Annotated in this window: 18 protein-coding genes; 11 read left to right on the top strand and 7 right to left on the bottom strand. The window is 49.6% G+C overall.

The window, feature by feature from the left end; translation table 11 throughout:
• Positions 1–47 precede the first annotated feature (47 nt).
• Positions 48–1,109 (top strand): hypothetical protein, encoded by a 1,062-nt coding sequence (locus NW211_RS11700; RefSeq protein ID WP_258327942.1) that lies wholly within the window; start codon positions 48–50, stop codon positions 1,107–1,109.
• A gap of 352 nt (positions 1,110–1,461) precedes the next feature.
• On the opposite strand, the gene NW211_RS11705 is transcribed toward NW211_RS11700, so the two are convergent.
• The 7 genes from NW211_RS11705 to NW211_RS11735 form a co-directional block, all read right to left on the bottom strand.
• Complete coding sequence (locus NW211_RS11705) at positions 1,462–3,594, bottom strand: LamG-like jellyroll fold domain-containing protein (protein ID WP_258327943.1); 2,133 nt, start codon at positions 3,592–3,594, stop codon at positions 1,462–1,464.
• Positions 3,595–3,967: 373 nt separating this feature from the next.
• On the bottom strand, positions 3,968–4,540 hold the full coding sequence (locus NW211_RS11710) for a 30S ribosomal protein S16 (RefSeq protein ID WP_087409180.1): 573 nt from the start codon (positions 4,538–4,540) through the stop codon (positions 3,968–3,970).
• A 135-nt stretch (positions 4,541–4,675) separates the two neighbouring features.
• Positions 4,676–5,044 (bottom strand): arsenate reductase family protein, encoded by a 369-nt coding sequence (locus NW211_RS11715; RefSeq protein ID WP_087409179.1) that lies wholly within the window; start codon positions 5,042–5,044, stop codon positions 4,676–4,678.
• Between the two features lie 30 nt (positions 5,045–5,074).
• The gene (locus tag NW211_RS11720) at positions 5,075–5,959 is read right to left on the bottom strand and encodes an AraC family transcriptional regulator (RefSeq protein WP_241147849.1); all 885 of its coding nucleotides are present in this window, start codon (positions 5,957–5,959) and stop codon (positions 5,075–5,077) included.
• 56 nt (positions 5,960–6,015) lie between these two features.
• The gene (locus tag NW211_RS11725; RefSeq protein WP_258327944.1) at positions 6,016–7,692 is read right to left on the bottom strand and encodes an MFS transporter; all 1,677 of its coding nucleotides are present in this window, start codon (positions 7,690–7,692) and stop codon (positions 6,016–6,018) included.
• A gap of 43 nt (positions 7,693–7,735) precedes the next feature.
• Positions 7,736–8,833, bottom strand: a complete 1,098-nt coding sequence (locus tag NW211_RS11730) for an HlyD family secretion protein (protein WP_087409177.1) — start codon at positions 8,831–8,833, stop codon at positions 7,736–7,738.
• A 68-nt stretch (positions 8,834–8,901) separates the two neighbouring features.
• The gene (locus tag NW211_RS11735) at positions 8,902–10,224 is read right to left on the bottom strand and encodes a TolC family protein (RefSeq protein ID WP_258327945.1); all 1,323 of its coding nucleotides are present in this window, start codon (positions 10,222–10,224) and stop codon (positions 8,902–8,904) included.
• A gap of 463 nt (positions 10,225–10,687) precedes the next feature.
• Between NW211_RS11735 and NW211_RS11740 the strand changes: the two genes are divergently transcribed.
• From NW211_RS11740 to NW211_RS11785, 10 genes are all read left to right on the top strand, one after another.
• Positions 10,688–13,144 carry an ATP-binding protein gene (locus NW211_RS11740; protein WP_087409175.1) on the top strand — a complete coding sequence of 819 codons (2,457 nt, stop codon included), beginning with the start codon at positions 10,688–10,690 and terminating at the stop codon, positions 13,142–13,144.
• On the top strand, positions 13,141–14,466 hold the full coding sequence (locus NW211_RS11745; protein ID WP_087409174.1) for a sigma-54 dependent transcriptional regulator: 1,326 nt from the start codon (positions 13,141–13,143) through the stop codon (positions 14,464–14,466). Before NW211_RS11740 ends, NW211_RS11745 begins: the two co-directional genes overlap by 4 nt.
• Before the next feature lie 496 nt (positions 14,467–14,962).
• Positions 14,963–15,388 (top strand): hypothetical protein, encoded by a 426-nt coding sequence (locus NW211_RS11750; RefSeq protein WP_258327946.1) that lies wholly within the window; start codon positions 14,963–14,965, stop codon positions 15,386–15,388.
• A 352-nt stretch (positions 15,389–15,740) separates the two neighbouring features.
• Positions 15,741–16,256, top strand: coding sequence for a UpxY family transcription antiterminator (locus NW211_RS11755; protein ID WP_258327947.1), 516 nt, complete (start codon positions 15,741–15,743; stop codon positions 16,254–16,256).
• Between the two features lie 9 nt (positions 16,257–16,265).
• A complete protein-coding gene (locus NW211_RS11760) occupies positions 16,266–17,282 on the top strand; it encodes an NAD-dependent epimerase/dehydratase family protein (RefSeq protein WP_087409219.1) in 1,017 nt (338 codons plus the stop codon).
• Entirely contained in the window at positions 17,282–18,547 is a 1,266-nt protein-coding gene (locus NW211_RS11765; protein WP_087409171.1) for an oligosaccharide flippase family protein, read from the top strand. The genes NW211_RS11760 and NW211_RS11765 overlap by 1 nt, the downstream gene beginning before the upstream one ends.
• Positions 18,548–19,450 (top strand): ATP-grasp fold amidoligase family protein, encoded by a 903-nt coding sequence (locus NW211_RS11770; RefSeq protein ID WP_087409170.1) that lies wholly within the window; start codon positions 18,548–18,550, stop codon positions 19,448–19,450. It abuts the gene before it with no gap.
• A 17-nt stretch (positions 19,451–19,467) separates the two neighbouring features.
• Positions 19,468–20,442 carry a N(5)-(carboxyethyl)ornithine synthase gene (locus tag NW211_RS11775; protein ID WP_258327948.1) on the top strand — a complete coding sequence of 325 codons (975 nt, stop codon included), beginning with the start codon at positions 19,468–19,470 and terminating at the stop codon, positions 20,440–20,442.
• Between the two features lie 27 nt (positions 20,443–20,469).
• Positions 20,470–21,657 carry an O-antigen ligase gene (locus NW211_RS11780; protein WP_087409168.1) on the top strand — a complete coding sequence of 396 codons (1,188 nt, stop codon included), beginning with the start codon at positions 20,470–20,472 and terminating at the stop codon, positions 21,655–21,657.
• Complete coding sequence (locus NW211_RS11785) at positions 21,650–22,723, top strand: glycosyltransferase family 4 protein (RefSeq protein WP_087409167.1); 1,074 nt, start codon at positions 21,650–21,652, stop codon at positions 22,721–22,723. Before NW211_RS11780 ends, NW211_RS11785 begins: the two co-directional genes overlap by 8 nt.
• Positions 22,724–22,766 lie beyond the last annotated feature (43 nt).

The raw sequence follows: 22,766 nt of genomic DNA on the forward strand, positions 1-22,766 counted from the left end.
CCTCTTTCCGTCACGTGGTTGGCTGTGGCCTAAAAGTTAGGACAGATATGAAAAACAGGATTGTTTCCCTATGTGCCGTTTTGCTGTTGAGCATTCCTTCGGTCGGGGCGCAGAAGTATTACGATGCCGTTGTCGAGGATGCCTATGGCCATGTGAAAATGATAAAAAGTGGAGACGAGGTATATACTTATGATTTCGACGGCCGCTTGATCTCGGTCAACAATCAAGCCGTACAGGATACAGGCAAATACAGTCCCGACGGCTATCTTCTGGAGCGTTGTAATCAGTTGTGTACAGAGTATCAATATGATGAGTTAAACGGGCTGCTCGTTTTTGAAAACGATGTGGCTTTGCTGGGCGAAATGACCACCATGTATAAATACAACTCGGCCGCTGAGCGTATCGAGAAGTCGGTGTTCTATAATAATTTCACCCTGCTGAGCGTGGATAACTACCGGATACTCCGCTATGACGATAAGGGCAACTGGGTTGAGCGGGAGGTGCGGCATCGCAGCGTGAACAGTAAAACCGGCCTGCTGGAAGAGGACGGTGTGGAGAAGGAGACCCGGGTGATTCTGTATTACGGCGAGTCGGATGACCGTGAGGCTTTGGTGGACTATACGAAATACATCGACAAGACTTTCCCGCTCACCGTGGCGATGATGCTGGAGCGTCCTTTGGGGGTGGTGAATACTCGCCAGATTTCCTTCTCTGTATTGCAAGGCGTGGCTCTGACGACCCCGTCCTTATTTACCAACGTCCGTACCGATAAGGACTTTTCTGGCCAGCCGACCCTGTTTGCCAACGTGCAGTTCCCTTATGCGGATTATGTGGTAGACTATGTATCGGTTAGCAGCGTAGATGAGAAGAGCGACTCTGTCAAGTCGGTTCAGTTTCATGTGAAGACCGAGGCGAAAAACGTGAAAAACGTAGCCGAACAGATGTGCCGCGAATTGAATATGTTGGGTATAGAAATGAAGAAGCACAAATGGGGTATGTCTGCCGGATACCAGGGCTACTGGGAAGGCCATACAATCGGCATCATGTACTCCAAAAAAGAGGCCAGTGGCGTGACGCTGCTTGTTACGTTCGATGCACATTTGAAATAGCTTTGCCTTTGTATGAGGTGGAGTCGGGCGTTTTGTCGAGACCGCTGGCAGGTATGAGCAGAAAAGCGGTTGTGGCAGTGTTGTCAAGGGGATAAGACTTTCTCCAAAGGGTGCTGCGAGAAATGATTTGATAGAATATTCGATTCCCGATTTATGATATACAACAGGGACTATATCGCGACGAAGATATGACCCTTGTTTTTTTCTTCCCCCCGTTGTATCGTTTTCGGGGACTATCGATGCCGGCAGGAAGAGGTGTAAAGAATCGGGGCCGCTTCGCGATGCGAGGCGGCCCCGATTGGTTGGTTATTGACCGCAACGGATTACCGTCGGTCGGTCGAAATGCAAAGGCTTATCGTTTGATAAATTTTACCATCTTCTCGGCGTTGTTCATCGCTACCTTCACGATGTAGCAGCCGTTGTACAGGTCGCTTACATTGACGGGAGCTTCGTGAGCCACTTTCACCAGTTTGCCGGTGATGTCGTAGATTTCAATCGTAGCGTTCTCGCCCAGGCCGTTTACATAGAGCATGCCGGCGTTGCAGTAGATCGAGAGGGCGTCGATGGTTTCTTCGATGCCGCTGATAGCACTGAACTTCACGTTGTAGATGTGGTTGCCGGTGAGGCGGCCGATATTGTATACATTCGATTGAATCTGAGTCAGCAACGAAGTGGTTTCGCCTTCGGCATCGGTTTCGTAGAAGTCAACGATTTCGTATCCTTCGGCCGGCTCGAATTCCAGTCTCATGTCTACATTCGACGGAATCTGGCTGTAACCGCTGGGGTATTGCGTGCCCTCTTCGTCGTAGATGGTAACCGTACCGTTACCTTCAACCATGCAGGTGATTTGCCAGTAGAGAACCTTTTCGCTGAAGGCAGCTTCGACAGTCACGTCTCCGTCGAGCGAAGCGATGGTGTAGGTGTTGTCGGCTACTTCGTCAATCTTCTCTTCGCCGTTGATCAGGAGCGAGAGTATTTCATAACCCGAGTTGGGGGTAGCGGTGATGGTCAGGGTAGTACCCTCTTCGATTTGGGTATTCTCGCCGGGGTTGAGGGCTACGTCGCCCTTCATAACAGTAAGTGTACCGTTCTCTACGGTTTCGGGCAAGGTTACGGTATAGTAGGCAATGTCGGCCAGTGTAACGGTGAGGGTAGCGTCGGCAGTTACCGTGAAGGTGTAGGTGCCGTCTTCGTTAGCCTCGAGGGGTTCGTCGCCGAGGGTTACCGATGCGAGTTTCTTACCTTGGGGCAGAGTGTTGATGGTCAGCGTCAGTTTGCTGCCGGCAACTATCGAAGTGAGGTCTTCGACCGGTTCGCCGTCCATGGTGATTTGATAGTCTACGCTCTCGTCGATGGCAACCGATACGCTGTGCATTTCGATTTCGGCAAACGAAACGGCGATGGTGGCATTTTCGTTCACTACATAAGTGCCGCCGTTTTCAACGGGAGTACCGTTTACGGTAAGCGACTCTACGAAATAGTTTTCGCTCGGCGTAGCCGTGATGGTCAATTCGGTACCGGCCTCTACCTGGTTTTCACCGGCGTTGAGGGCCGTTTCGCCGCTCATGACCGAGAGGGTTCCGTTCTCTACGGTCTCGGGCACGGTTACGGTGTACATCGTGGTGGTCTCAATCGTGCGGCCTTCGGCCAAGGTAGGAGCAGTTTCGGTAAAGGCCTTAATAGAGGTATAGCCACCGTCGCTGCTCAGCGTGGCGTTGGTGAGGTTATAGAATACAGCCTTGGTGTCGGCATGAGCCGAGCCGGTAGCCTTGTTGGCAAACGTACCGGTTGTTCCGCTCTCGATTTCGTTGAAGTCGTACCAGGCAGTCAGACCCGAGACGCCCTGAGGATTGTTGTTGTAGGCTTGGGCTACTTCGTCGGCCGTAAGAGCTTTGTTATAGAACTGCATTTCGTCGCAGAGGCCCGAGAAACCGGCACCACCCACGAAGAAGATACAGGGGTCGTCGCCAAAGAGAGTCAATTGCGAGCCGTTGTTGCGAGAGTCGACCAGTGTACCGTCTTTGTAGACCTTTACCGAAAAGTCGCTGTTGTCGTAGACCAGCGTCAGGTAGGTCCAGGTATTCAAGTCGATGGTTGCATTGATATTGCCCGACACGGTGTTGCCACCTCCCGAAATGATTTTGAGGGTACCGTCGGTTGTTGTAGCCAATACCAGGCTGCCGTTGTAGTTGAAGTGAAAGCGGGCGCCGTGACCCATAATTACATTTCCCTTGTTGTTGTAGCTACCATTGGTAAACTGGTCCATGTTGATCCAGGCCGACAGGGTAAACGATTTTCCTGTGCGGTCGGTTTCACCACCGTTACGGTCGCCCAAGATTGTTTCGGGTACTTCCAGTCGGTAGGCCGAGGTGCTCCAGTTGATGTTGAGTTGTGGAATGTTGATTGCTTTATTCTCCTGTGCCTGTGTCGTGAAGAATGGCAAGAGAACAAACAATAGAGAGAATAGTAAAAAATGTTTTCTCATGATATAAAAGTTTAGTGAAAAAAATGTGTTCTTATTGGATGTTTCTCGATTATCTGTTTTTTTTCGATCATCTGTTTTTCATGGTTACCCCCCCCGTAAAATAGGCTTGCAAATCTGTTTTTTGCAAAAAAAAATTTTATCATATATAATAACTCTATATCGAGTAGGGTCCCTAGTAGGAAAAGGAATTTATTTTATCCTTTTTTATAAAAAAAGTCGCGAATGGGCTTTAATGGAATCAATCGATGTGTTAAATTCTCCTTGGCGGCAGGGGTGCGAGAGGGTAGGGTGCGGAGTAGAGAGGTGTTTATAAAAAGAGAACGGAGTATCCTGGTGTGGATACTCCGTCTCGATATGCTGTCTAAGTTTTGGATTATTCAGCATTTTCGGCAGCGGGAGCTGCTTCTTCGGCGGGAGCTTCTGCAGCAGCGGCAGCTTCGGCTTCTGCTTTGGCAGCGGCTTCAGCCTCGGCCTTGGCGGCAGCTTCGGCAGCTTTCTTAGCAGCAACAGCTTCGGCTTTCACTTTGTTCTTCTCTACTTCGTCTTCGAGACGTTTCTTGGCAGCAGCGTCTTTAGCGGCAGAGATTTTAGCCTTTTCAGCATCGGTAGCCGATTTCTTGTTTTTCAACCAGGCTTCGAAGCGTTGTTCTGCAACTTCTTCGGTAAAAGCACCTTTCTTTACACCGCCCAGCAAGTGTTTTTTCAGCAATACACCTTCACGAGAGAGGATGTTGCGCACGGTGTCGGTGGGTTGAGCACCCGTTGTCAGCCAATACAAAGCCCGTTCGAAATTCAAATTTATTGTAGCAGGATTAGTGTTCGGATTATAAGAACCTATCCTTTCAATAAACTTACCATCACGTGGTGCCCTGCTATCGGCGATTACAATTTGATAGAACGCATAGTCTTTGTGACCAAAGCGCTGTAATCTGATTTTTGTTGCCATTTGAAATTTTTTAATTGGTTAGTATTTGCATTAGCGGCGCAAAGGTAGTGTTTCTTTGCGAATCGTGCAAGTAAAACTCTTTAATTTTCTTTTTGTTTGCTTCGGTTTGTCCGCTTCGGGGGTGGCGGTGTACCGTTATTTCGACTGGGGGCATAGAGCCTCTTCCCATTGGGTGGGGGCGAAACCCACGAGCACCCGGTCGCCGGTGACCAGCAACGGGCGTTTGATGAGCATGCCGTCCGAGGCCAGCAGCTCGATCAGCTCCTGGGGCTGGGCGGTGAGGATGCGCTCCTTCACCCGCAGCTCGCGGTATCGCTGGCCGCTGGTGTTGAAAAACTTTTGCAGAGGCAACCCGCTGCGGGCAATCCATTGGACGAGCTCTTGAGCCGTGGGCGGAGTCTCTACGATGTGCCGGGTTGTTACCTCGATGTGATGGTCGCGCAGCCATTGGGCCGCTTTGCGGCAGGTGCTGCATGGAGGGTATTGGTAAAACAAAATTTCCATAGGTGTCGGTAATGATTGTTGTACTTCGGTTTATGCTTGGTTGCGATATTTTTGAGGCGATAAGCCTGTTTGCTTGCGGAAAAATGTGCCGAAACTCGATGGGGTAGGGAAATTGAGTTCGTCGGAAATTTCGGCTACGGTCTTGTGGGTGCTGTCGAGCAGCGACATGGCTTTGCGTGTTATGTTTTTGAATACCAGTTCTTGAACGGTATATCCGCAAACCGATTTTGATAGTTCTGACAGATATTTGGGCGAGAGGCATAGCTTGTCGGCATAGAATGCCACACCCCGCTCGTGCATGAAGTGGCGGTCGATGAGTCGTATCAGTTTCAGAAATATCTCGGTGCGCCGGGCATGGGTCGGGCTGTTCGACAGGAATTTCTGGCTGAACACGGAGCAAAGCCGGTAGGTGAGTGATAGCAGCAGCAACTTGTGCTCGTTGATCGAAAAGAAATCTTCGGACGAAATATCTTTGGCCTTTATCAGGGAGATGTACCGGGCGATGTCGTTTTCGCAGCCGGTACTCCACACACAGGGTATGTTGGACGACATGAGGGTATAGAGGTGTACCGATTGTACCATGGCCCCCATGATGTCGCGGATGGATTCGGTGTGGTAGATGATGAGGCTCAGGAGCACGTCGGCCGATTGCCGTGTAACGCGGAAGAGACCCCCCTCGGGCATAAAGACGGTTTCGTTGCGGCTGGCCTTGTAGGAGCGGCCCGACAAGGTGAACTCGAACTCGCCTTCGTGGCACACGATGAGGCCTATACCGAAACTGATAAACCCCTCTTTCATACATGCCGGGAAATCAGAAACGGTACCCCCCGACGAGCACACATCGGCCTGGCCCGACATCATTTCTTGCAGCGTGTCAAGCCGGGCCGTAGCCTTTTCATAAAGTGTTTTTTCCATAGGGGCAAATATTTATCGCCACTAAGGTAATAAAAATTATCTGACTTGGCGGGTTGTTATTCCCGCCAAGCAGATAATTCCCTCTTCTTGTATGGATAAATGAGTACGAAGAGCATTGAAATGATACAACCGTAGAAGGTCCACCCCGACATCTCCTTGACGGCCGAGAGGGTGGCCTGCACTTGTATTTTGCCTTTAGTAGACGTGGCAGCCATGTGTTCGGCCTCGGTCTCGCTGCGGCCTTGCCAGCGCATCCCGTTTACCGTCTGGTCGTAGTCGGCGGCCGACTGGGGGTTGATGCGGTCTACATCTTGAGCAAACATTGTGATGTAGTGCTGCTGGCGGTGCTGGAGCACGTTGGAATAGAGGGCCGAACCGATACCCGGGCCAATAACCATACGCACACTGAGCATGATACATATCCAGGTCGACAGATACTTGTAGGGCATGCGTTGGTTGGCATACACGGCCGTGAGGGAGTAGATGAGCATCATGCCGGTCGAGCGTATGATTACCGGGTACTTCATCCTCTCGTACAGACCGTCGGTCTGCACTTCGAAATACATGAACAGGGACGACAGGCCGATGAGCAAGAAACCTAAAGCGAAAAGATATTTCAGCTTTACGTTGCGGGAGCCCAGGAAGATGGCTATCACGGCCCCGATGAAATAGCCCAGCATGCTCCAGTTGCCCAAGGCGGCATTCTGCCAGTTGTCTATTTTCATGCTCATGCCGGTAAACACGTTGACAAACATCGAACTGGTATTGAATACCATGAGCAGGAGGAACAGGACGATACCCATGTTGATGGTGCGCAGGCGGAATACCCCCATGAGGAAGTAGGGCGATTGGTGAGACCACTCCATGTAGAAGAACACGAGGGCAAAGACTACCGTAAGTATCGTGGAGCGTACGATGGTGGGGTCGGAGAACCAGTCGAGCGTTTTGCCATACACGAGAACGTAGATGCCGCAGGTCATCATGGCGCTGAAAACGGCCACATTGCCAAACTTGCGGAACGTAATGGGGAAACGCCGGTTGTTGTAGGTGTGGTAAGGCATGGTGACGAGGACGATGAGTATAGCTACGAGCGTCATACACATCATGTAGTAGTACACGTCTTGCCACTGGTATTCATAAGCCAGCCATGCCGTGAGCGATGTACCCAACTGTCCCAGAATCATGAAGAACAGATATATTATCGGCATGCTCTTGCTCTTCTCCGAGTCGAGTCGGTCCCATCCCTCTTCATCGACAGGTTCGTTGCCCGGTGTGATGTTTTGCGTAGCTTCCATGCCGAAAGCGTAGCGTATGAGCGAGAACAGATTGACCATCATGAGTACCATGCGCAAGAACCCCATGATGAGGCTGCACAGGGCCAGTACAAATATGCTGTCGGTGATGGCGCAGACATGGCTGAGAAGATACATCAGGGAGAACCCTACGACACACATCATCTTTTCGCGGCGTATGCACACCAACTGGTAGAAGAAGGGCGAGAAGGCCGCCATGCCCACGGAGGTGACGAACCCCACGAACTGTATGTGTTCCGACTGTATGCCCAGTCCGCTTGTCATTTCGCCGCTGTTGGCTGTATAAACGCCACCTACGGTGAGGATGGGGATAAACAGCAGTATCAGCAGTATGATGCCCAGCGGCTTGGGTACCCAGTTGTAGAACGGGTAGTTCTTATATTTTGCCCCATAGGTGAGGCTTATCGTATTTTGTTTCATGACTCTAAGCTTTTTGTGAGAGATGCTTCACGAGCCAGCTTGCTTAATCGATTTTAGCTTTTACGATTACCATCATGCCGGCAGCCAGGCGTTCGTTGTCGGCTTCGGACAGATCGGTGAAGTCGATTCTGACCGGGATTCGCTGGCGTATTTTCACGAAGTTACCGGCCGAATTGTCGGTAGGAACGAGCGAGTATTTGGAACCGGTGGCTCCCGAGATGGCCGAGATGCGTCCCTTGAACTCATGTCCGTCAAGAGCATCTACCGTAATGGCTACCTCCTGACCTACATACAGGTTTTCGACCTGGGTCTCCTTGTAGTTGGCAATCACCCACTTCTGGGTGTCGGGTATGATGTAGGTGAGAGTCTGTCCGGCCGAAACATACTGCCCGTCCTCGACGGCACGGCGTCCGAGTTTGCCGTCGCAAGGAGCCACGACTACGGTGTAGGAGAGGTTGAGGCGGGCCATCTCGAGTGCGGCGCGGGCTCTTTCGACAGCAGCCTCGGTGCTTTGGCGGCGGGTAGATACCTCGTTCACACCCGATATGGCAGCCTTTTGCTGGCTTATCAGTCCGGCCAGTTTTTTCTGGGTAGCCTCGTATTCGGTCTCGATTTGCTCCAGTTGTATCGGTGTTGTGGCATTGCGTTCAAGCAGGTTCTGGTAGCGGGTGCGGTCTTTCTCGAGTTTGGCCAGGCGTATCTTAACCTCGGCAATCGATGACTCGTAGACCGAGGCCGAAGCCTGTGTCGTCTGCAGTGTCTGTCCTATGACCGATGCGCCGGCTAAAGCATCCTTCAGCGCAGCTTCGGCTTCCATCACGCGAATGCGGTATTCGCGGTCGTCGAGGATCAAGAGGGTGTCACCCTTTCTTACGTTCTGGTGTTCAGTGAAACATACTCGCTTGATGTAGCCCGAGGCACGAAGGTTGACCGGCGAGATATATTGTTCTATCTGGGCATCGTTGCTGGTTTCGGTATTTTTGTAGTCGAGAAAAATCATTGATATTTTCACAATGCCGCATACGAGGATTATAATGCCGAAGATGCTGGCTACGATTTGGCGGGAGCGCTGTTTCCGTAATCTTTTGGCTTGTTGTTCCAGGGTGTTGGTTTTCTGTATGTTGTTGTTCGGAGTTTTCATTGAAGTAAATTCTAAAATGGTTGATTATGAGTGTGTTTGTGCGCTGTTCGGTTGCTCTGTGAAAAGGTCTATTTCAGCAGAGAGTCGAGTTTGCCGGTCAGTTTCAAGAGCGACAAGGCCGTCACGCGATAGTTGTAGTGAGCGGTCACATAGCTGTTTTGAGCTTCGCTCATCTGCATCTCGTCTTGGAGCACTTCGGTCATCGAGGCTATGCCTTCGCGGTAGCGGTCGGCCGTAACGGCGTAGACCTCCTCGGCAAGCCGGTAGTTGTCGAGTTGCTTGGTGAAGTTGCGCCTGCTGTTCATGAGGTCGCAGGTTGCATTGAGGTATTGGGTGTGCAACCCTTTGAGGGCGTCGTTGTAGGCCAGGCGGGCGTTCTCGGCATCGAGTTTGGCCTTGCGTATCTTGGAGCGTTTCTCGAGTCCGTCGAATATTGGGATACGCAGCGTGATGCCCAGACCCGATGAGTTGTACCAGTGGTTGGAGGGGCCGGAGTGAAACCAGTTGCAGAACTTGTCGGTGAAAGCCGAGTAGGTGAAGTTGCCTGTGAGCGAGAGTGAAGGCAGGTAGCCTTGCCGAATCATCGTCTCTTGCTTGTTGGCCAGTTCGCTCTGTTGTTGCAACAGCTGTAGCTCGGGCAACGACTCGTAAAGTCCGGTGAGTTCAATATCCTCGACGCTTGCCGCATTGACTGCGGTAAGGGCTATGGGCTTTTCGGCCGGATAGTCGATTACATACTTCAGCATGTTGGTCTGTTGCGTGAGCATGGCCTCGGCGTTGTCGCATTGTACTTGCAGATTTTCCAGGTTGATGTTCACTCGCTTCACGTCGACATCCATGGCCATACCGTTGTCAAAAAAGGCTACGGTAATATCTCGCAGCTCTTCCAGTCGGGCGATGTTGTCCTTGATGATGGCAATCTGCTCTGCCGTGCTCTGGGCGAGATAGTACATGCGGGTTATCTGCTCTATGAGGTCGTTGCGGGCCTTGTCGTAAGAGAGGCGGTTGATGCGGTCCATCATCTTCGTGATGTCGAGCGCTGTGAGCAGTGTCTGGTTATAGAGAGGCATCTGCAACTGGAGCCCGGCCGAAGCGTTGTACTGCAAGGTCTTGGTCACGTTGTAGGGGTTGCCGTAGGCCGAGCCGTCGGTTACGGATACGGGCGGATTGAAGTTGTCGTTGAACGACCCTACGGCGTTGATTTGAGGCAGCAGTTTGGCACGGTTTTCGGTAACATTGTGTTTGCCTTTCGTGATGTCGTTGCGCCTCGTCTGTAGCTGGAGGTTGTTTTCGATGCCCATGAGCAGACACTGCTCGAGCGTGAGCGTCTCCTGCGCTTTAAGAGGAAAAAGCGTAGAGAGAACAGCAAATGTAAATAAAAGTCTCTTCATAACGTTTGTTTCATTTATCCACTGCAAAAATAGGTAGTTATATATGCTTTATCGCGATGAGATTTCCCTACTGTATGTTCATATTTTCCGTTTCTGTATGAGTGGGGTATAAAAAACGGGATATATCGCTGTAAAGCTGTGAAACGGATCCGGTCCGGACCGTTTTTGGGGAGGGGGATGGGTAGGGTAAGCAGGCGGCAGAAGTGAACGGGAAACCTGTGGCAGGCCGTGGTGCGTTTTGATCCGTGGACAGGGGCTGTTTTTCGTCCCTCTTTATTAAAAAGGTGTGATGCCCCCGAGTGTATGTCATGAATGGCGGCCGATGCTGATGGCCGGCATGTAGTTGGGGGGCAGGCGTGGGGCCGTTTCGGGTAGGGAGGAAGAGGTGGAATGAAAAATAGCGGGGGGAGGAGGGGATGGTTTTTGTGGAAATTTTTTTATCTTCACCGCCAAATCGTGAACTATGGCTTCCTATTCCCGAAAAGCTACCCGCAACAAGGCGTTGTGGGGATATTTGCTGCTCGTTGTCGTGCTGCTCTCCTCCTCGTGGTTTGTCTATCACGAGATAGGGCTGTTGGTATCGGTGCGTGAGGTTGAGGAGGATATGACGGCCAAGCGCCATCGAGTATCCGATGCGCTGTCGCTGCTCTATCGTACCGAGACGCTGGGGCAATCGCTGGTGTGGGGACGCTATTCCGATTATCCGGTGTACCGGCGTTTGATGAACGATGCCGTGTCGTGCGTCGATTCGTTGTGTAACATCACTGCCGACTCGGTGCAGTTGTCGCGTATCGACAGCATTGTCTATCTGTTGAATCGGAAAAATTCGGTCATCCGTCGGTTGATGAGTACGTCGATCGATGTGGCCGAGGAACAAAATCGCAAGTTCGACGACATCATGCGTCAGCAAGACTCCTTGCTCCTTATTCATGCCCATCAGCAAAAGTTGGCCCAGAAGAGCGATTCGCTCATGGAGAAGCGCAAGCGGCGCAATCTGTTCGGTCGCATAGCCGATGCCATATCGGGCAAGTCGCCGGGCGGACTTGACAGCATTCGGTCGGAGTCGCGGCGGATTGGGGCCTTGAGCGATTCGCTGGCTCTGGACCTGAAGGCCATGGAGAGCGGTTTTCACGAGAGTCGCGAGCTCTCGAAGCAGGCCCTCGAGCGGGAACGCTGGCGACTGCGGTTTGACAACCAGCGGTTGAGCGGGCAGATAGGCCGGCTGATGAGTAGCTTCGAGCAGGAGCAACTGTTGGTCTCGGAGCGGATTCTCGACCGCAACGAGGCTATCCGCCAGGAGTCGATGAATGCTCTGGTGGGGGTGGCCTCGGGGGCTATCGTGCTGGCGTTGATATTCGGCATCATGGTGTGGCGGGGCTGGATGCGCGACGACCGCTGGCGTCGCGAACTGGAGGAGGCCCGCCGTCGGGCCGAAGAGCTGCTGGAGGCTCGCGAGAAGCTGATGCTGACAATTACGCACGACTTCAAGGCTCCGCTCAGTTCGATTATCGGATATGTAGAACTGATGATGAGGCTCGACAACAGCGAGCGGCAGCGGTTCTATCTGCAAAATATGAAGGCCTCGTCCGACCATCTGTTGTCGCTGGTGAGCGACCTGCTCGACTTTTATCGGCTGGAGTCGCATAAACTCGATGTCAATCACCTTACCTTCAATCCGCGGGTGTTGTTCGAGAAGATTGTCTCGGCCATGCAGCCGGTGGCCGAGAAGAAGCAGTTGACGCTGGAGTTGAAGGCCGAACCGTCGGCCAATGCCACCTTTGCGGGCGATCCGTTGCGCATCCAGCAGATTGTCGACAACCTGCTCTCCAATGCGTTGAAGTTTACCGCCCGGGGACGGGTCACCGTGCATCTATTCGTGCGGGGACAATACCTGGTCTTCTCGGTGAGCGATACGGGGCGGGGCATTGCCCGTGACGATTTGGAACAGATATTCCAGGCCTTTACCCGCTTGTCGTCGGCTCAGGGCATCGAAGGCTTCGGGTTGGGCTTGACGATTACCCGGCAGTTGGTCGACCTGCTCGGCGGCCGGCTCGATGTGCGCAGCCAGGAGGGGGTGGGCAGTACCTTCACCGTAGAGATTCCGCTCGACAAGGTCGACGGCGAGGCCGAGCCCGAAGCTCCCGCCTTTGCCGGGCGCCGCTGCCTGTTGCTCGACGACGACAAGATACAATTGACCCTCTTTGAAAACCAGTTGAAACAACTCGGCGTGGAGGCGGTCTCCTGTGTGCGGCCCGAAGAGGTGGTCAGCTATCTGGAGCACGAACCCTTCGACGCCGTCTTTACCGATATGCAGATGCCCGAGATGGATGGTGTGCAGTTCTTGAAATCGTTGCGCGATTCGTCGGTGCCCCGGGCCCGGGATATTCCCGTAGTCGTGGTTACGGCCCGCAGCGATTCGGAGCGTCTGTTGTCCGAAGGCTTTTCGCGTGTGTTACGCAAACCCTTCTCGTTGGCACAGCTGTCCGACTGCCTGTCGGCCATTTGGCACGAGGTACCTCGGGCCGTAGCCGAGCCGCAGCCTGTGACCGCCGAAGGTGAAGAGTCGCAGGGGCGATATGACTTTTCGCCGCTCACCGTGTTTGCCGGTGACGACCGGGCCGCCCGTGTGAAGATACTGGAAACCCTCTTGCACGAACTTACGACCCAGATCGAAGAGCTGGAGCAGGCTCGCGAGACGCGCAACGGGGTAGTCGTTACCCGTATGGCTCACAAATGGCAGCCGCTTTTTGCCATGCTGAAGCTCTCGGACATGCTGCCGTTGCTTTCGCGACTGGAAGAGGAGGGGGCTGCCCCGTGGAGCGATAGCCTGTCGGAACACTTGACCCCTCTGCTCGCCTGTGCCGGGCAGATACGGGACGAGTTGCAAGCTATTTTAAGAAAGGAGGAACAACAACCATGAACCATATTCTTATCGTCGAGGACGATACTACATTTGCCCTCATGCTGCAGACGTGGCTTACCAAAAAGGGCTTTGCCATCACCTCGGTTTCGGGGGTGGGAGCGGCCCGGCGTGCACTGCAGGACGAAGCCGTCGACTTGGTGCTGTGCGACTTGCGGCTGCCCGATGGCGAAGGCATCGACCTGCTGGAGTGGCTCAATGCCCGGCGGCAACCGGTGCCGGTTATCGTGATGACCAGTTATGCAGCCATCCCCTCGGCCGTCCAGGCCATGAAACTGGGGGCCAAGGATTATATAGCCAAGCCGGTCAATCCCGAAGATCTGTTGCAAAAAATCAACGAGGTACTCGGGGCCGCCGCCCGTGCCGTCGAACCGAAGCAGCCCAAGCCAAAGGCTGCACCCGAAGAGCCCGGCTATCTCGAGGGGCAGAGCGAAGCTGCCCGGCAGCTCTATTCGTATGTACGGTTGGTAGCCCCTACCAGCATGTCGGTCTTAATCAACGGGGCGAGTGGTACAGGTAAAGAGTATGTGGCCAAGCGGATACACCAGTTGAGCAAGCGAGCCGACCGTCCGTTTGTGGCCATCGATTGCGGAGCCATCCCCAGGGAGTTGGCCGCCTCCGAGTTCTTCGGTCATAAGAAGGGGTCGTTTACGGGGGCTATCGAAGACAAGGTGGGAGCCTTTGTCGAGGCCGACGGAGGCACGATATTTCTCGACGAGATAGGCAATCTCAGTTACGACGTGCAGATACAACTGCTCCGGGTGTTGCAGGAGCGGAGGGTCAAGCCGATAGGTACCACGACCGATATTAAGGTCGATGTGCGGTTGATTGCCGCTACCAACGAAGATTTGAAGGCTGCCATAGCCGCGGGTACCTTCCGCGAAGATTTGTATCACCGCATCAATGAGTTTACCATCCATATGCCTCGCCTGTGTGAGCGGGGCGAAGATATTCCACTCTTTGCCAACTTCTTTCTGGACCAGGCCAATCGCGAGTTGGAGAAGCCCGTCCCGGGATTCCGGCCCGATGCCATGGAGCAGATTTGTCGCTATCGCTGGCCCGGTAACTTGCGCGAGATGCGCAATACCGTAATGCGGGCCGCCCTGCTGTCGCAAGGAGCTCCCGTCGGGGTGGAACATCTGGGACTGGAGGTTGCCGAGTCTGCGAAACGGACGGCCGCATTGCACGACCCCGAGAGCGAACGCACCAAGATTGTGGCCGCTCTGCAACACTGTGCAGGCAACAAGAGCCGGGCGGCCGAAATGCTGGGCATCGATCGCAAGACACTCTACAACAAACTCAAACTGTATCACATCGAGTGAAGCCGGGCGGGTGGGGGTGATTGTCGCCTTTCGATCTCGGTTCCCGTACATCTATATCGGGGCACTCCAATTGGGGTGTCCCGATGCTTTTTGGGTGTGTGGTGTGGAATTTTTCCACACCACTCCACATCTGTTCCACACTATTCCACACTATGCTACAAGTGGTATTATTTTTTAATATCTTAATAAATAGAGCTTTATGTGCATATTGGCGCCATTGGCACGGCGATTGTATTTTCATTAGGCGAAGAATGGAATAATAGAGTGTATAACTTAAAAATGTGGAATTATGAAAAAGTTAATGTTATCAGTCGCAGTATTTATGATGTCGGTTAGCGTTTCATCTTTTGTATCGTATGCACAGAGCCCGAGCGAAGAACCGGCACAAACCGATAGTGTCCCTGCACAGGACCCCCAAGGAGAGGCAAGTCTGTTCGGTCTGAATGAAGAGCCGGCTCCCGCTGACAGTGTCCCCTCTCAAGAACCCCAGAGCAAAATGTCTCTGTTCTGTTTGAATGAGGAGCCGGCTCCTACCGACAGCGTTCCCACTCAAGAGCCTCAGAAAGACGAGCCTCAAGCCAATCTCTATCTGCTTGGCCTGACCGAAGAGCCCACTGACAGTGTTCCCACGCAGGAGCCGCAAAAGGATGAGCCTCAAGCCAATCTCTATCTGCTTGGCTTGACCGAGGAGCCTACCGACAGTGTTCCCACTCAAGAGCCTCAGAAAGACGAGCCCCAGGCTAATCTCTATCTGCTTGGCTTGACCGAGGAGCCCACCGACAGTGTTCCCACACAAGAGCCTCAGAAAGACGAGCCCCAGGCCAATCTCTATCTGCTTGGCTTGAACGAGGAGCCCACCGACAGCGTTCCCACACAAGAGCCTCAGAAAGACGAGCCCCAGGCACAGAACTCTATCGCATAACTCTTGCATCGGATAAGTGAGTTAATCCTTAGATAAAGCGTTCTTATTTTTTATCTGTTTTAGTGAAGATGATGGAGCCGCCATTCTCCTCGGTATGAGGGGGATGGCGGTGTTTTTTGTAGCGCCCTTTTAAGAAGTCGTATAAGAGGGCTTTTGATTTTTTTTATCTATTGGGAATAATAGCGTAAATAATATTAAAATGTAACCATTTCTCGTTATATTTGCATAGTTAAATTGTATTTACAACTCTGTTTAAGAGGTTAAAATGCAAGAGATAGCAGGAGTGCCTGATGTAGTCGAGGACGACGTTTTGTCGCCTGGAAGCTTAGGCTTTGTCAAAACCGAACCGAATATGCAGGATGCTGAAGAAGAAGGGTGGTATGTGGCGAAAACCTATCGCCAGGAACGCAAGATAAAGGAGCTTCTTACCCGCATGGGGGTGAAGCACTTTATCCCTTTTTGCGAAACCGTCAAAGAGATTGGCGGAAAGCGTAAGAAGGTCGAAGTCCCTTTTATCAGCGGGTTGATATTCGTTCATGGTTGTAAAAAAGAGTGCATTTCGCTTATCAACGACTATGGTTACCCCATGCGGTATGTTCGCGACTTTTCCAGCCGCTCGCTGTTGCGAGTGCCCGACAAGCAGATGGAGGACTTCATCTATCTGGTAGAACACCACAAGAACGAAATCGAGGTGCTGCCTCACGACCTGCGTCGGGGCGACCGCGTACGGGTCGTCGCCGGCAGCTTTGCCGGCATCGAAGGCGAACTGGTGCGCATAGCCGGCCATCGCCGCGTGGTGGTACGCATAGACAACCTCTTTACCGTAGCTACGGTCTATATACCGGGCAGCTATTTGGAGAAGATATAAATTTGAATGATGAAAATATTGGTTACCGGTGGTGCCGGATTTATAGGAAGTAATTTGTGCCAAGGCTTAATAGACCATGGTTATGATATCGTAGCACTTGATAATCTGAACGATTATTATGATATAGAGTTGAAATATTCCCGTTTAGCTTTGTTGGGAATTGAAAAAGAGGAGATAGCAGATGGGGTAATTGTGCAGAGCCATCGATACGACCGATTGAGATTTGTCAAGATAGATCTGGCGGATCGGGAGGCATTGCAATCTCTTTTCCGAGAAGAGAAGTTTGATAAGGTATGTAGCTTGGCAGCCCAGGCCGGAGTAAGATATTCCATAGATAACCCTTATGCGTATGTCGAAAGTAATTTGGTAGGGTTCGTCAATCTCTTGGAATGTGTAAGACACTATCCGGTCTCCCATTTTGTGTTTGCCTCGTCGAGCAGTGTGTACGGTATGGATACCCATGTGCCTTTTTCGGAAGAGGATAAGACCGATAAGCCCGTGAGCCTGTATGCTGCTACCAAAAAGGCCGATGAACTGATGGCTCATGTCTATGCCCATTTGTATGGCATACCTACTACGGGTTTGCGATATTTTACGGTTTACGGGCCTTGGGGCCGTCCCGACATGGCTCCTTCACTCTTTGTAAAAGCGATTGACGAAGGGCGTCCCATAAAGGTGTTCAATCAAGGCAATCTGTCGAGAGATTTTACCTATATCGATGATATTGTGGAGGCTACCATAAGAGCAATAGATTATACCCGAGACAAAGACCATGTATTCGATATTTATAATGTAGGATGCGGCCACCCGGTACCTTTGATGGACTTTATTCACATTATAGAAGAGAATATGGGTAAGAAAGCCCAGTTGGAGATGTATCCGATGCAGGCTGGCGATGTGTATCAAACTTATGCCGATTCGTCGAAATTTGAACAGACTTTCGGATTTAGACCTTCAGTGACATTAAGCGAGGGAATTGCTCACTTTGTGGACTGGTACAAGACGTATAATTGTCGGGAAGAATAATGCGGTTGAACAAGTCGAAAATAAAATCGCTTTTTCAGAATCAGGATATACGGGGATTGGTAGGAAATTTTTTCTATTTGTCCATCCTCAAAATCATATCGTTTGTTTTTCCCCTTATTACTTTGCCTTATCTTACGCGTGTGATAGGGGTAGAAAAATTTGGAGCGATAGCTTTTGCTACGGCAGTAATTGTGATTGTAGAGACTGTCGTGGATTGGGGGTTCAACTATACGGCGACTCGTGATGCCGCTCGGGCTCGTGAAGATATAGATGTGGTTTCGCAAATATTCAGTGAGGTGATTTTTTCGAAACTAACCTTGATGGCGATATGTTTCTTTTTGCTTTTTTCATTGTTGCCCTTGTTTTCGCTGTCAAAAGAAACAGAGTTGCTGTTGTTGTTGACTTTTGCCTATATACCAGGACATATACTGTTTCCTGAGTGGCTGTTTCAGGCATTTGAGCAGATGAAATATATTACTATCTTGAATGTGCTGTCGAAACTGATATTTACGGTATTGGTGTTTGTCGTTATTCGTGAGCAGAGCGATTATATGTTTCAGCCGCTTTTGGTGGCTTGCGGATACATCGTTAGCGGTATAATAGCCATGTTTGTTTTGGTAAAACGTTATGGTATTTATGTGCGATTCCCGAAGTTTGGTCCGATTTTCAGACGATTGAAAAATTCGACAAATATGTTTATAAGTTTGATTGTTCCCAACTTATATAATAATTTTTCGGTAATCTTGTTGCGGACCTATTGTGGAGACGGTGCAACAGGTATCTATTCGGGCGGAGAAAAATTTCACGGGATAGTCGATCAGTTGACACAGGTTCTTTCGAGAGCTTTTTTCCCGTTCCTGGCCCGGCACGAGGAGAAGCATAGCCTCTATGTAAAAATTACGGGAACTATAGCCATATTGATGAGTTTGCTTATGTTTTTGGGAGCCAATCTCTTTGTCGATATATTCTTGACGCCCAATTTTTCCGATTCGGCAACTGTTATTCGCATCTTGGCATTGTCGCCAATTTTTTTATTTCTGTCCAATTCTTATGGTACTAATTATTTGGTCCTCGTAGGAAAAGAAAATTTGATACGCGACATATATGTTGTGTGGTCTCTGGTTGGCTTCGCTTTGGCCTGGATTCTGGTCCCCCGATTTAGTTATGTGGGAGTTGCGTTCGTGCTGTTGGCAATAAGGGGAGCTATAGGCGTATCGATTTATCTCATGGCTAAGCGGTTGATGAAAGCAAAAACTCATAGTTAGATGCAGAGGATTATTGATTATATAAAATCGCCACGACGTTTGTTGTTGGCTATTGTCAAAAAAACGAATTTCTTGTATAGTGATTCGGTCTATTTAAGGTTAGTGTATTTCCTTGAAATGAGGAACCCGTTGCACCTCAAACATCCGGTCACATTCAATGAAAAGTTACAATGGCTGAAGTTGCACGATCACAATCCATTATATACTCAGATGGTAGATAAATATGAGGCTAAGAAGTATGTGGCTTCTATTATTGGTGAGAAGTATATTATTCCCACATGGGCCGTGTGGTCGGGGGTAGAGGATATTGATATGTCTCGTTTACCCGATCAATTCGTATTGAAGACTACTCACGATGGAGGAGGCGAGGGCGTCGTTGTTTGTCGTAATAAAAAAAATTTTGATGAACAGTCTGCTTTATCGAAATTGAAACGCTCTATGCAACGCGATATATATGCCGAGACGAAGGAGTGGCCATATAAACAGGTGAAGCCTCGGATTATTGCCGAGAAATATATAGCAGATGAACGTGGCGAACTGGCCGATTATAAGTTCTTTTGTTTTGACGGTAAGGCTTATTGTGTGATGGTTTGTATAGACCGTAGTATAGGAAGTCCGAAATTTTATTTTTTTAATAGAGATTGGACTCTTTTACGATTGAATAAAAGGGGGAAAGAGGCTCCTGTTGATTTTACGTTACCCGAGCCGTCCGGTATGAACGAAATGTTCCGTCTGGCCGAAAAGTTGTCGGGAGGAATCCCGTTTGTGAGGGTCGATTTATACAATCATGCAGGAGCCATTTATTTTGGTGAAATGACCTTTTATCCGGCGAGTGGTTTCGACGGGAATTTACTGGAAGAGACCGATTGGCTGTTTGGGTCGATGATTTGTTTGAAAAACTGAGCGTATCGATTTTTATTATGAGGACGATAGGATTTGTAATAAGTAAAAAGGAGAATGAACATCGTCGGGCTCTATTGCCTTGCGATGTGAAGTCTATAAAGAATAAAGAGCATGTCTATATCGAGAAAGGCTATGGTTCCATATTGGGATATGACGATAGCTGCTATCTGAACGAGGGTATTGGCGGCGTTTGTGACCGGGCTGAGATTTTGAAGAAAGATGTGATATGTGACCCTAAGGTGGGAGATGCCGAATACTTGAACGAACTGTCGGGACAAATCGTTTTTGGATGGTTGCATGCTGTTCAGAACAGAGATATTACCGACCGGGTGATTGCAAGCAAATTGTCGGCGTACGCCTGGGAAGACATGTACGAAATGGGGCGTCACTCTTTTTGGAGGAACAACGAGATTGCCGGAGAGGCTGCTATCATGCACGCCTATTTGAGGCATGGAATCTTTCCATATCATACTCGAGTGGCCGTAATCGGTCGAGGCAATGTTGCTCGGGGGGCCATGAACATGCTCAATTATATGGGTGCAATGGTTACTGTTTATGATCGTAAGACAGAGGCTTTATTCCGAAAAGAGCTACCACTCTATGATGTAGTCGTAAATGGGGTATTGTGGGACATTTCTCGCAAGGATCATATTATATCGCGGGAAGATTTGAAACGCATGAAACCGGGTGCGATGATTATAGACATCAGTTGTGACCGGGGTGGCGGTATAGAGACAAGTGTTCCCATGACGATTGATAATCCGGACTACGAGATTGATGGTATTCGTCATTATGTTGTAGACCATACTCCGGCTTTGTTTTATAAAACAGTCTCCAAAGAGTTAAGTAAAGAGGTCGTGAAATATATCGACTATTTTATAGAAGGGAGAGAGTTGGAGTGTGAAGTCTTGAAAAACAGCCTGATTATTGAACAAGGGGTTATTCGAGACGAAAGAATAAATAGTTTCCAAAATCGGCAGGTCCTGAAATAGATGGTATATTTTTAGAAACGGAATTTTATGGCATTACAGAAACCCGTGGGGCTTGTTTCCCCGATACTGTTCTTTTTCTTATATTATTTACAGGGTATCTTGTATCCCAGTGGTAGTATTTTATCGCAGGTTTCTATTTTCTTTTTTTTATTGATAGGTCTTTATTATTACGGGAAAACTGCATTGTATGTACATAAGCCTTTCTGGGTAACGATATGGTTGATTTTTTACTTGGTTCAGACGGCTTCGTTTTTGTTTTCTCCCCAGGTCGTTTTCGGTACGGTGTACGAGGCAATAGGAGAGGTACATACAATGGACCAATTTAAGAGCATATCTGCATTTATGCTTTCGTTCTGTATCGGCTATGTGGTTGCCCGAAAATCTGGTAAGATAAGTAATAATATTTTGGTTTCTATTGGACTGATATTCTTTTTACTGGCTTTAATTCGCTATTTTTATATGTTGCATGCGTTACTTTCATGGTTGAGAGTGGATGGTGTGACGAATAATAGTGGATATTTTGTAGTAGGAATTCTTCCGTTCTTACCTTTTTTTTTGAAGCGGAGTAAGATTTTGGCAGCTATAATATTGGTCTTGTCAATTGTGCTCATCATGTTTGCGGCCAAACGTGGAGCTATTGTATGTATGGTAGCGGCTTTGTTTTTCTCGGTATTGTTTTATCTCAAAGAGAATAAGGCATCGATGAAAGCCATACTTTTGGCTGTAGTCTTGTTCTTGGGTGCCGGCTACCTTATTTATTATGCTTATGAATCGAATGAGTGGCTTTTGAGCCGTATCGAGTTTATGCAGAACGAGGGTATAGGCGGCCGAGGCGTAGCTTATCCTGTGTTGCTGGGGCACTGGTACAATGATACAAATTTCTGGACACTCATGTTTGGTAATGGTATGGCCCAAACGGTAACAGTTTGGGGCAATTTTGCACATAACGACTGGTTGGAATTGCTGATTTGTAATGGTGTAGTGGGTGTCGTACTCTATTTGATGATATTCGTCGGCCTGTTTCGATTCATATATCGGTCATCGTTATCTTCGTGGGTGCGTTTGTCGGCCTATTTGTGTATGTTGATTTGGTTCCTTCAATCGCTCTTCTCCATGGGATTTACCTCTATGTCTAATGTAGAATATATTTTGCTGTTGGGACTGATTGTAGGTAGTGAGAAAGTTCAGTTCAAAAAGGTTCCCTGTAATGGATAAGAAGGTACTTTGTTTGATTGATTGTCTGAATTCTGGTGGGGCCCAACGTCAGATGGTGGGATTGGCCGGACTGTTGAAACAGAATGGCTACTCCGTGCGACTGGTCACTTATTACGATATTCCTTTTTATAAACCGCTTCTCAAGTCGCAAGGCGTAGAGTGTGAGTATCTGGAAAAAGCCAATAACAAGTGGTTTCGGATATATGCCATTTACCGGTATTTGACTGCTTATTCGCCCGATGCAGTCATTGCCTATTTAGATGGGCCGTCAATCATCGCCTGCATTTGTAAAATGCTAGGGGGCAAGTTCCGGTTGATTGTCTCGGAACGCAATACCACCCAGAGGCTCTCTTGGAAAGAGCGTATTAAATTTTGGAGCTATCGGTTTGCCGATAAGATTGTATGTAATTCATATACTCAAGCTCGGTTTGTCGAGAACCATTATCCTCTTTTATCACCCAGGTGTGAGGTGATAACCAATTATGTGGATTTGGAGCGTTTCCAACCGTTGCCGAGGGAGGCATTCGAGCATCCGTATCTGCATATTGTGGGCGTAGGACGGGTATCGGAGCAGAAAAATATTCTTCGCTTTATCGAGGCCGTCAATATTGTGCGTCAACATTATCCGGTGAAGGTTTCGTGGTACGGGATGAAGGACTCCTATTTTGCATGGTGTGAGAAGAAAATAGAGGAGTATCGTTTGAACGATATATTTACTTTTTATGCTCCGACCCAAGAGGTGGAGCGAGTGTATCACGAAGCCGATCTGTTTTGTTTGCCGTCGATTTACGAAGGGTTCCCTAATGTTTTGTGCGAGGCAATGAGCTGTGGAGTGCCGGTTGTATGTAGCCGGGTTTGCGATAACCCGTATATTGTGGAGGAGGGTAAGAGTGGATTCTTGTTCGATCCGAATGATGTGCAGGATATGGTTCGAACAATCGAGCGATTCATAGAGTTGCCGGACAATCAGCGGCGCGAACTGGCTGCTAATGCCAGATTGCGAGTCGAGCAACTTTGTTCAAAAGAGACGTTTGTCAACTCTTATCGGCGTATTATTGATGCTTGAAGCGAAGGATTAAGAGAATTTTAGAAGATTGCACAACTGTAGA

It is taken from the genome of Barnesiella sp. ET7 (assembly GCF_024733785.1).
Taxonomy (GTDB): Bacteria; Bacteroidota; Bacteroidia; order Bacteroidales; family Barnesiellaceae; genus Barnesiella; species Barnesiella merdigallinarum.

Bases quoted from the DNA above. Each gene is read 5' to 3' on its own strand.
- NW211_RS11700 (WP_258327942.1), top strand. From the start codon at position 48: ATGAAAAACAGGATTGTTTCCCTATGTGCCGTTTTGCTGTTGAGCATT.
- NW211_RS11705 (WP_258327943.1), bottom strand. From the start codon at position 3,594: ATGAGAAAACATTTTTTACTATTCTCTCTATTGTTTGTTCTCTTGCCA.
- NW211_RS11710 (WP_087409180.1), bottom strand. From the start codon at position 4,540: ATGGCAACAAAAATCAGATTACAGCGCTTTGGTCACAAAGACTATGCG.
- NW211_RS11715 (WP_087409179.1), bottom strand. From the start codon at position 5,044: ATGGAAATTTTGTTTTACCAATACCCTCCATGCAGCACCTGCCGCAAA.
- NW211_RS11720 (WP_241147849.1), bottom strand. From the start codon at position 5,959: ATGGAAAAAACACTTTATGAAAAGGCTACGGCCCGGCTTGACACGCTG.
- NW211_RS11725 (WP_258327944.1), bottom strand. From the start codon at position 7,692: ATGAAACAAAATACGATAAGCCTCACCTATGGGGCAAAATATAAGAAC.
- NW211_RS11730 (WP_087409177.1), bottom strand. From the start codon at position 8,833: ATGAAAACTCCGAACAACAACATACAGAAAACCAACACCCTGGAACAA.
- NW211_RS11735 (WP_258327945.1), bottom strand. From the start codon at position 10,224: ATGAAGAGACTTTTATTTACATTTGCTGTTCTCTCTACGCTTTTTCCT.
- NW211_RS11740 (WP_087409175.1), top strand. From the start codon at position 10,688: ATGGCTTCCTATTCCCGAAAAGCTACCCGCAACAAGGCGTTGTGGGGA.
- NW211_RS11745 (WP_087409174.1), top strand. From the start codon at position 13,141: ATGAACCATATTCTTATCGTCGAGGACGATACTACATTTGCCCTCATG.
- NW211_RS11750 (WP_258327946.1), top strand. From the start codon at position 14,963: ATGTCTCTGTTCTGTTTGAATGAGGAGCCGGCTCCTACCGACAGCGTT.
- NW211_RS11755 (WP_258327947.1), top strand. From the start codon at position 15,741: ATGCAGGATGCTGAAGAAGAAGGGTGGTATGTGGCGAAAACCTATCGC.
- NW211_RS11760 (WP_087409219.1), top strand. From the start codon at position 16,266: ATGAAAATATTGGTTACCGGTGGTGCCGGATTTATAGGAAGTAATTTG.
- NW211_RS11765 (WP_087409171.1), top strand. From the start codon at position 17,282: ATGCGGTTGAACAAGTCGAAAATAAAATCGCTTTTTCAGAATCAGGAT.
- NW211_RS11770 (WP_087409170.1), top strand. From the start codon at position 18,548: ATGCAGAGGATTATTGATTATATAAAATCGCCACGACGTTTGTTGTTG.
- NW211_RS11775 (WP_258327948.1), top strand. From the start codon at position 19,468: ATGAGGACGATAGGATTTGTAATAAGTAAAAAGGAGAATGAACATCGT.
- NW211_RS11780 (WP_087409168.1), top strand. From the start codon at position 20,470: ATGGCATTACAGAAACCCGTGGGGCTTGTTTCCCCGATACTGTTCTTT.
- NW211_RS11785 (WP_087409167.1), top strand. From the start codon at position 21,650: ATGGATAAGAAGGTACTTTGTTTGATTGATTGTCTGAATTCTGGTGGG.